Below are 9,384 nucleotides of genomic sequence, written 5' to 3' on the forward strand. Positions count from 1 at the left end.
TCCCGATGTGTGTCCGCGCTCCCGCCATCCGGCGATCAGCCCGCCAGCTGCGCTTCCAGCAGGTGCTGCGCATCGCTTAGCGAGGGCAGGATGCGATGACCGAGCGCGCGCACATCGGCATCGGGTTCGAGCAGGTCCGGGATCTGGATCGGCGTCATGCCGGCCGCCAGGGCGGCGCGCACGCCGGTGGGCGAGTCTTCCAGCACCAGGCACTGCGCAGGGTCCACGTCCAGCGTGCGCGCGGCCAGCAGGTAGATGTCCGGCGCCGGCTTGGGATGTCGCACGTCGCTGGCGGTGCACACCGCCGCGAAGCGCCACAACAGGTCAGCAGCCTCCAGCTTGCGCAAGGCCAGCGGGCGCTGAGTGGACGTGGCCACCGCACGCGGCAGCCCTTGCGCCGCCAGATACTCCAGCAGCGCGATGATGCCGGGCCGGTGCGGGATACCGCGTTCCACCGCAGCTTCATACAACGGCTGTGCCCGCGCCAGCAGGTGCTCGGCAGCGGCATCGCCGACACGTTCGCCAAGCAGACGGCGGCACGCCGCATCGCCCGTCCCCACCATGCGCAGCCAGAAGGCCGGCTCGATCTGCAGCCCCTGCGCATCGGCCGCCTGTGCCAGGCAGGCGGTGATGGCGCGCTCGCTGTCGAGCATCAGGCCATCCATATCGAAGATCACCGCCTGCGGACGGAACGGCAGCGGTGCGACCGCCGTCATGCAGATGCTCCACGGCCGAACAATACCTCCAGATCGCTCGCCTCCAGCGCGCGCCACTGCCCGGACGGCAGCGCATCCAGCCCCAACCCGCCGATGCGGCTGCGATGCAGCGCCACCACGTGGTTGCCGGCGGCGGCAAACATGCGCCGCACCTGGTGATAGCGACCCTCGTGCAGGGTTAGGCGTGCCTGGCGGGGGCCGAGCACTTCCAGTTCGGCCGGCAGCAATGGCTTGGTTTCGCCTTCCAGCAGCAAGGTGCCACTGGCAAACAGCGCGGCTTCGTCGCCACGTAGGTCCTCGGCCAGCGTGATCTCGTAGACCTTGTCCAGCGCGGACTTGGGCGAAATGATCCGGTGCAGCAGCGCGCCGTCGTCGGTCATCAGCAACAGGCCGCTGGTTTCGCGGTCCAGCCGCCCAACCGGCGCCAGCACCGGCGCGCGCGAGCGGAAGCGTGGCGGCAGCAGTTCGTAGATCAGCCGGCCGGTGTCCTTGGTCGAGCAGGTGTAACCGCTGGGTTTATGCAGCAACAGGCTGAAACCCGGGGGCGGATCGAGCGGCTCGCCATCGATGCGGATGGCGTCGTGTTCCACCTGGTCGTCGGCGTACAGCACCTCGCCCTGCGCGTCGGTGACCGCGCCCTGGCGGAACAGCTGGGTCACCTGCTTGCGGCTGCCGTAGCCGAGATTGGCGATGTGCTTGACCAGCTTCATGCGCGCGCTCCGCGTCCACGGGTGGCGGCGATCAGCTTGAAGCCGTCGCGCTCGGCAGCCACGCGCACCTGCCCGAAGCTGTCGTTGAGCACCTGTTCGTAGGGCAGATGGCGGTTGGCGACCAGCAACAGCTGCCCGCCCGGGCGCAGCGCCTGCGCGGCCACGGCAATGAAGCGCTGCCCGATATCCGGGCGATCGGCACGGGACGGCGTGTGGAACGGTGGATTGCTGACGATGAAGTCGTACGGCGCCTCCAGCCCGGCGGTGACATCGCGCCAGTGATAGTGCAGCTGCGCCGGATGCGCGAGGCCCTGCAGGTTGCGCTGCGCCAGCTGCAGCGCACGCGCTTCGGCCTCATAGACATCCAGCGCAGTGACCTTGGGGCAGCGCGCCAGCACTTCGGCCGAGAGATACCCAAACCCGGCGCCCAGATCGGCGCCATGCCCGGCCAGGGTGGCGGGCAGGTGCTCGACCAGCAACGCCGATGCCGGATCGATGCGGTCCCAGGCGAACACGCCCGGGCGGCTGACAAAACGCCCGTCCAGGATCTTGCGTGGCGCATCCAGCGCCGCCCAACGCGTCTGCAGCGCCGCATCGGTCTCGGCAGGCAGCGGTGCGGTCCAGTAGGTGCGGCAGTGATGCTTGGTCAGGCTGCCGGCCAGGCCGGTGAGCTGGCGCAGATCGGCTTCACCCGAGCGCGCGCCCTCGTTGTTGGACTGACAGGCGACCACGCGGCCGCCGGGCGCGGTCAGCGCCACCGCACGCGCGAACAGCGCACGCGCTTCGTCGCGCTGGCGCGGCGGCAGCACCAGCACCAGGGCATAACGGGTGGTGTCGGCCTCGATCTGGCTTTCTTCGCGCACGCTCCAGCCGCTGCGCTCCAGCGCCTGGGCAAACGGACGAAAGCTCTGCTCGCAGATCAACGCCTCAGCGGTGGCATGTTCGCGCAGCGGAAAGCCGTCGCGTGCGCGCAGGAACAACACCGGGCCTTGCGGCCATGGCAGCGCGCCCTGGGCAAAAGGCAGGAACAGGGCGTGAAGCGGGGCATCGGGCGGGCCAGCCATCGGATCATCGGGTCGGGAACAGGCCGCCATTGTAAGGGACCGGTGCCGCCTGCCCGCCGCCCCCCAACGTGGGGTTGCCTGCGTGTGTGTATCGCCGCCATGCGCCTTCCAATGTGTATACGGACTATTGATGCGCACGCAACATCCGCCCGCCTAGGCTGGAATCCAAGCCCACACCGGAGAGACGCGATGCGAGCCTTGTTCGTAGGAGGAGTTGTCGACAACAGCGAAATGGATCTGGACGACACACCACCACCGATGCATTACCCCGAAAACACCGGCGCCGGCCGCCCCCGCTACCGGCTGCACCAGGTAGGTGAGCGCGAAGACGGCACGGTGGCGTATGCGGTCTACGGCGCTCCGGAAATGGCCGACGACGAGATCAACCGCATCACCGAAGAGCGCGACTACGCACGCCGCTTCAGCGCCACGCCCGAAGCGCCACGCTAGTCCGAGCGTGTTGCCGCGCGTTCTCTCACGTTGCTCCGTGGAGCGTTCGCAGCGTGCAATGCCATTCGCAGCGTGCAATGCCAATTGACCGTCAGGCATGCCGGCAACTCGAACACACATTCAGTAGCTTGCCGCGTTCACGGACAAGCTCAAGGACTGGACGTCGAGCACGCATGTACAGCCAACCAGACCGGGCAGCCGCCCGGTTTTTTTCAGTCGATGCGTCAGCGCGCCTTCGGTGTCACACGCCAGATCACGTTGCCCACGTCATCGGCCACCAGCAGCGCGCCGCTGTTGTCGGGCGCTACGCCGACCGGGCGCCCCTGGGCGTTGCCTTCGGCATCCAGAAAGCCGTCCAGCACCGTGATCGGCGTCCCGCTAGGCTTGCCGTTGGCGAACGGCACGAACAGCACCTTGTAGCCACTGGGCGGGTCGCGGTTCCATGAGCCGTGCTGCCCGATGAAGGCGCCCTGGCGGAAGCGTTCGGGCAGCAGCGTGCCGCTGGCAAAGCTCAGGCCGAGCGATGCAGTATGGGGGCCCAGCCCGTAGTCCGGCTTGATCGCCTTGGCCACCAGCTCCGCATTCTGCGGTTCGACCCGCTCGTCCACGTGCTGGCCGTAATAGCTGTATGGCCAGCCATAGAAGCCGCCATCGCGCACCGAGGTCAGGTAATCCGGCACCAGATCGCTGCCGATCTCGTCGCGCTCGTTCACCACCACCCACAGCGCCTTGCTCTGCGGCTCCCAGGCCGTGCCCACCGGGTTGCGCAGGCCGCTGGCAAAGACGCGGCTGTTGCCGGTGGCCGGGTCGATCTCCAGGATCGCCGCGCGATTGAGCTCGGCTTCCATCCCGTTTTCGGCCACGTTGCTGTTGGAGCCCACGCCCACGTACAGCTTGCTGCCGTCCGGGCTGGCCAGCAGCGACTTGGTCCAGTGATGGTTGAGCCCGCCCGGCAGATTGGCCACGAACGTGGGCTTGGCGGTGATGTGCGTGTCGCCCGGCGTATACGGAAAGCTCACCAGCGCATCGGCATTGGCCACATAGAAGCGGTCGCCGACCAGGGCCATGCCGAATGGCGAGAACAGCCCGCTGATGAATTGGGTGCGCACCTCGGCCACGCCGTCGCCATCGGCGTCGCGCAACAAGGTGATGCGGTTGGCGCTGGACACCACCGCACCGGCCTTCTTCATCACCGCACCCTGCACCTTCTTGCGCAGCCCGCCGCCACTCTCGGCGTTTTCAGGCTTGGGCGGTTGCGCGGTCTCGGCGACCAGCACGTCGCCGTTGGGCAGCACATACACCCAGCGCGGGTGATCGAGGTCGCGCGCGAACGCATTGACCTGCAGATCGTCGGCAGCGATTGGCTTGGCCGTGGCCGCCCAGCGCTTGACCGGCGCCACCTTCACCGTGGGGATCAGGCGTTTGACCGGCTCGGGCAATTGCGGGTTCGGGCCGGTGCCCTGTTCGATGGCAAGGGTGGCAGTGTCACCACAGCCGGCCAGGACGGCGACCGCCATCAGCGATAGCGGCCAGCGAATGCGAGAGGGCAGAAAGGCTGTCATTGCAGACGATTCCTGAACGGTTGCGGCAATCGGACATCATGCCGGCAACACGCCAGGGAGAAGTAAACACATCGTCAACACGTTGCCTTCACGGCATGACCTGCGGATCGGCACCCAGGGGCAGCGGATGCACGGCCACGATGCGATCCATCCAGATCCACTGCGGCTCCTGCGAGGCGTCCAACTGGTCCAGACGCAGTTGCCCGTTGAGCCCTTCGTTGTCGTTGTCGTCGAGATAGGTCTGGATGCTGGGGCGCACCGCAACCGTGCCGCTCAACATGCTGCCGTCGTCCAGTTCGATCCGCACCCGCTCCTGCCCATCGAGCAAGGACACCCAATGCTCCAGCGTGGCGATCTGCACCTGTTCGGAATACACGTGTGGGGCGTACTTTGGCATTGCGATTTCTCCATCAACGGAGCTCCTCACGCTAGGCCACGCGGCGTGAAAGACACAGCAAACGCCTCGATGTCACGGTGAGCACGCCTGCACGGCGATGCCAGCCTGCAGGCGTGCAGGTGATGGGCACCATGCAATGAGCGATCGGCGACAGGGCGCACGCCGATGCACCGGCAGCTGCGAGCGTGGCACTGCGCGGCGTTACCGCCGCGCCCCGCGTCATTCCATCGCTTCGCGCGCCGCACGCACTGCGGTGACCAGTTGCGCCACGCTGTACGGCTTGGCCAGATGCTCCTGGAACCCGGATTCCAGCGCGCGCTTGCGGTCGTCATCGCGCGCCAGCGCCGTCACCGCAACCGCCGGCAGGGCATTGGCATCCAACCCCAGGTTGTCGCGCACGGTGCGGATCAATCCGTAGCCATCCATGCCGGGCATGCCGATGTCGGTCAGCATCACATCGAAGCGCGCATGGCCGCGGTGGTCGATCAACGCCAGCGCATCGGTGGCGCTGCCGGCGGTAACCACTTCGGCGCCCTGCTCTTCGAGCAGACGGCGCAGGTAATCGAGCATGTCGGGCTGATCTTCGACCGCCAACAGGCGCAGGCCGTTGAGCGCACGCGCCTCGACGATCTGTTCGGACATCAGGCGGCGGCGCAGTTCGCGCCGCGGGCGCTTGGCCTGGTCGGGAACGTGCTCGGGCAAGCGCACGGTGAACGTGGCGCCCTTGCCACGGCCGCCGCTGGTGGCGCCGACCTGGCCGCCATGCATTTCCACCAGTTGCTGCACGATCGCCAGGCCCAGCCCCAGGCCGCCATGCTGACGGGTGGTGGTGCCATCGGCCTGGCGGAAGCGGCCAAACAGGTGCGGCAGGAATTCGGCGGCAATGCCATCGCCCGAATCGCGCACCGCCACCAGCAGATGGCCGTCGTCGCGCTCGATGGTGACATCGATCCGGCCATGGGCCGGGGTGAACTTGATGGCATTGGAGAGCAGGTTCCACAGCACCTGCTGCAGCCGCGTGGCATCGCCCAGCACCAGGCACGGCGTTGGCGGTACGTGCAGCTCCAGCACCTGGTCCTTGCCTTCGGCGGCCAGTTCCTGGGTATTCAGGGCCTCGCGCACCTGCTCGGCCAGATCCAGCGATTCGACTTCCAACTGCACCTTGCCCAGCAGCATGCTGCTGAGGTCGAGCATGTCCGAGATCAGCCGCTTCTGCGCGCGAGCGCTGCTGGCGATCACCGACAGGCCCTTGAAGTTGGGGTGGCCTTCTTCGACCCGTTGCAGCAGCAATTCGCTCCAGCCCAGGATGGTGGTCAGCGGCGTGCGCAGTTCATGCGACAGCGTAGCCAGGAACTCGTCCTTCAGCCGCGCCATGCTCTCGGCTTCGTTGCGCGCGCTACGCTCTGACTCCAGCAATTGCTCGCGGGCCAGTTCGATTTCGCGCTGTTCGGTCACGTCCGGGCTGCTGCCGGCCAGACCGATGAACCGACCATCGGCCGAATAGCGCGGGGTTGCAGTCATTTCGATCCAGCGCCACTGCCCGTCGTGGCGGCGCGCACGCACCAGGGCACGCAGGCCGTGTTGTTCTTCCAGTGCGGCCGATAATTCAAACTGGAAGATCGGCAGGTCGTCCGGATGCAGCAACTCGCTCCAGGCCGACACGGTGCCGCTGGAAATGTCCAGGCCGAAGAACTCGCCATAGGCGCTGTTGACGAAGCGCACCACGCCTTGCGCATCCAGCACCCAGACCGGCATCGGCAGGCCGTCGGCCAGCGCACTGAAACGCGCCTCGCTCTCGGCCAGCTCGCGCTCCACGCGCTTGCGTTCGGTGATGTCCATGAACAACACCGCCACCCGCGCCTGCTCCGGTTGCCCGACCCGGAATGCGTCCACCGAATACCAGCGACGCAATGCCTTGGCCTGCATCTCGAAGTGGATACGGTTGCCGGTACGGGCAACCTGCCCGTAGCGGTCGAACCATTCCTGCTCGTGCTCGGGCAGCATGTTGCGGATGGACACGTTGAGCGCGTTGGACAGACCGGTGTAGCGCTCAAAGGCGCCATTGGTCATGCGGATCAGGTAATCGACGGCCTGATCGCCTTCGAACACCATGTCGATGACGCAGAAGCCGGCATCGATGTTGTGGAAGATCTCGTGGTACATCGCCGGGTCGAGAAACGGCTCGGCAATGGCGGCGGGCAGGCCGGCGCTCGGATCGAGGCTGGGGGGCGAAGGACGCAAATCGGGGGCCACGGGTGCTGCCAGTGCGGATGACGGACAGATGAAACCATGCCCTATGTCGTCAGCGGGTGCACGGGCGGCCGCAGGCGATCACGCCCCCATCGCACGTCGGTCACCCCAGGCGGGCATTCACCACAAGGTGGCCGCCGCCACGGCGATGCAGGCGGTGATCAGCACGATGCCGGCAAGCACGCCACGGAATACCCATTCGCCCTCGCGGCGCAGCTGTTCGTCCATCCAGCGCTGCGCTTCCTCGCGCCAGGCCGTGGAGCGCGCATAGTCGGCATCGAGCAGCAACAAGCGCACACGCGACAACCCGAGCGCGGCACATTCATTGCGGCAGCGCTGACCGAAGCCGTCCTCACCGCTGGCGACCTGCGCGCCGAGCGGCAGCTCCAGTTCGAGTTCATGCCTGGACATAACGGGGATGCTCCTGGTCTAACTCGTGTTCCAGCGCCATGCGCGCCAGCTGGGTGTAGTTGGCACGTGGCCCCTGCCCGCGCCCGGTGAGCATTCCCTGGTAATCCAGGTCCTGCCAGACCCGTCCGGTCCACTCCACGCAGTCCTCGGCAATCACCAGCATCAGCGAATAGCGATACTCCAGGCCGTTGGCAGCGGTGTAGGCATACACCGGCGGAAATTGCACCGCCACATCCACCTGGCGTGACAGCTCGGACAGATGCTCGCGCAGGACATCGCGCGGGTCGGCACCCGGTTCCAGGCGCAGCGTGCGCGTGGCCAGATCCAGATCCACATCGCTTTGCAGCGCGACGAAGGCGGCGGCCCCGGTGGCGGGGTTGTGGCCGTGCTGTTTTGCCCAGTCGATGAACTGCAGGCGCACGTCCGCCGGCATATGCGCCGGCGCCGAAGAAACTGACTTTGTGCGGAAAGAGTGGGTGTCCATGGCGCCGATCTTCCGGGCCGTGCCGTGAAGCGTGGGCGCAGGCGCAGTGAACCCGCCGTCATGGCTGCCACGGCGCGGATTAACCGTGCGGCAATGCCTTAGCGGCCCCGGGCGCAGCGCGCGTTGCGGGCGCTCTTGCGCACCCCCACACTGCTGGCACGCCCGGTACGCGACGTACCTACCGCTTGGAGGCTTTCCATGAAACTTTCCAGTGTTTCCGGCGCCGGCCTGCTGCTGGCAGGACTGCTCGCAGCGACCGGTGTGCAGGCACGCGTGCGCAACGTCACCGACCCGCAGGCGCCGCGCGCGCTGAGCAGCGACGGCAAGGTGGATGTGCGCTGGACCGACCCGGCCGAATTTTCCGAAGTGCGCTTCAGCGGCAATCGCTGGGAAGCACAGCGTGGTGACTGGGTGACCCAGCTGGCCACCCACTTCCAGCAGAGCGCCGCACGTCAGCTGCCCGACGGCCAGCACCTGAGCGTGACCATCACCGACATCCGCCGCGCCGGCCAGTACGAGCCGTGGCACGGTCCACGCATGCAGGACGTTCGCGTGGTCAAGGACATCTACCCGCCGCGGTTGAGTTTCAGCTACACGCTGACCGGGGCCGATGGCCAAGTGATCGATCAGGGCGAACGCAAGCTGGTGGATTCGGCCTTTCTGATGAGCGGCCCGCGGCTGACCGACAGCGACCCGCTGCGCTTCGAGAAAGCCATGATCGACGACTGGCTGCGTAAACAGTTTCGTGGCGATCGCAGTACGGCCGGGTTGTGATGGTTTGGCGCGGATATCGTCGCCAAACCAGCTAGGCCTCGAAAGGTAACGGCGCGTGGCAACGCGCCGTTTTTGTTTATGGACGCGCGACAACAGTGACGCATCTACACCATGAGATTGCGCCCTAAAGCCCGCTCCCTGCGCGGCGAGAAGGCATGGCTTGCGCGCCACAGACGCGTGTGCCTTGGAGCGCCTGTGGCGCAAGCGCAGGCCGGGGTGCGGAGCGGGGGTTGGGGTGAGGTTACGGAGCGTAGCTATCGTGGCTTTCCAACCGCACGAGGCTTCGCCCGTACCCTCATCCGGCGCTACGCGCCACCTTCTCCCGATGGGAGAAGGAAAGCTCTCGAAGCCGGGTTCTAGAGCCCCTCTCCCGCCGGGAGAGGGGTCGGGGTGAGGGTACGGGGCGAAGCCCACGTGCCGCTCCAACTGCACGAGGCTTCGCCCGTACCCTCATCCGGCGCTACGCGCCACCTTCTCCCGATGGGAGAAGGGAAGAACGCCGCAGCTACCGAGCACGCCCCTCTCCCGCCGGGAGAGGGGTTGGGGTGAGGGTACGGGGCGAAGCC

At 66.9% G+C, this 9,384-nt stretch carries 10 protein-coding genes; 2 read left to right on the forward strand and 8 right to left on the reverse strand.

All coding sequences use genetic code 11. The features are described 5' to 3' along the window. Positions 1–35 precede the first annotated feature (35 nt). From OZ10_RS07045 to OZ10_RS07055, 3 genes are read right to left on the reverse strand one after another with little or no spacing between them, the layout of a single operon-like run. A complete protein-coding gene (locus tag OZ10_RS07045) occupies positions 36–716 on the reverse strand; it encodes an HAD family hydrolase (protein ID WP_039414169.1) in 681 nt (226 codons plus the stop codon). Continuing rightward, a complete protein-coding gene (locus OZ10_RS07050) occupies positions 713–1,426 on the reverse strand; it encodes a pseudouridine synthase (protein WP_039414172.1) in 714 nt (237 codons plus the stop codon). The genes OZ10_RS07045 and OZ10_RS07050 overlap by 4 nt, the downstream gene beginning before the upstream one ends. Continuing rightward, a complete protein-coding gene (locus tag OZ10_RS07055; protein ID WP_039414175.1) occupies positions 1,423–2,490 on the reverse strand; it encodes a class I SAM-dependent methyltransferase in 1,068 nt (355 codons plus the stop codon). The genes OZ10_RS07050 and OZ10_RS07055 overlap by 4 nt, the downstream gene beginning before the upstream one ends. Before the next feature lie 189 nt (positions 2,491–2,679). Here OZ10_RS07055 and OZ10_RS07060 point away from each other — a divergent pair, with 189 nt between their 5' ends. After that, positions 2,680–2,940: a hypothetical protein gene (locus OZ10_RS07060; protein WP_081419358.1), complete on the forward strand. Its 261-nt coding sequence runs from the start codon at positions 2,680–2,682 to the stop codon at positions 2,938–2,940. 224 nt (positions 2,941–3,164) lie between these two features. Here OZ10_RS07060 and OZ10_RS07065 read toward each other — a convergent pair whose 3' ends face one another. The 5 genes from OZ10_RS07065 to OZ10_RS07085 all read right to left on the reverse strand — a co-directional run bounded on the left by OZ10_RS07065 (position 3,165) and on the right by OZ10_RS07085 (position 7,993). After that, on the reverse strand, positions 3,165–4,502 hold the full coding sequence (locus OZ10_RS07065; RefSeq protein ID WP_039564303.1) for a PQQ-dependent sugar dehydrogenase: 1,338 nt from the start codon (positions 4,500–4,502) through the stop codon (positions 3,165–3,167). Between the two features lie 88 nt (positions 4,503–4,590). Beyond that, positions 4,591–4,899: a DUF3247 family protein gene (locus OZ10_RS07070; RefSeq protein ID WP_039414184.1), complete on the reverse strand. Its 309-nt coding sequence runs from the start codon at positions 4,897–4,899 to the stop codon at positions 4,591–4,593. 219 nt (positions 4,900–5,118) lie between these two features. Next, positions 5,119–7,062, reverse strand: a complete 1,944-nt coding sequence (locus OZ10_RS07075) for a hybrid sensor histidine kinase/response regulator (RefSeq protein WP_228314558.1) — start codon at positions 7,060–7,062, stop codon at positions 5,119–5,121. Between the two features lie 207 nt (positions 7,063–7,269). Then, entirely contained in the window at positions 7,270–7,560 is a 291-nt protein-coding gene (locus OZ10_RS07080) for a hypothetical protein (protein WP_039414187.1), read from the reverse strand. Continuing rightward, positions 7,547–7,993, reverse strand: coding sequence for a hypothetical protein (locus OZ10_RS07085; RefSeq protein ID WP_039414189.1), 447 nt, complete (start codon positions 7,991–7,993; stop codon positions 7,547–7,549). Before OZ10_RS07085 ends, OZ10_RS07080 begins: the two co-directional genes overlap by 14 nt. Positions 7,994–8,242: 249 nt before the next feature. On the opposite strand from OZ10_RS07085, the gene OZ10_RS07090 reads away from it, so the two are divergent. Further along, positions 8,243–8,818 (forward strand): DUF3016 domain-containing protein, encoded by a 576-nt coding sequence (locus OZ10_RS07090; protein ID WP_039414192.1) that lies wholly within the window; start codon positions 8,243–8,245, stop codon positions 8,816–8,818. Positions 8,819–9,384 lie beyond the last annotated feature (566 nt).

The sequence above is a fragment of the Xanthomonas cannabis pv. cannabis genome (genome assembly GCF_000802365.1).
Taxonomy (GTDB): domain Bacteria; phylum Pseudomonadota; class Gammaproteobacteria; order Xanthomonadales; family Xanthomonadaceae; genus Xanthomonas; species Xanthomonas cannabis.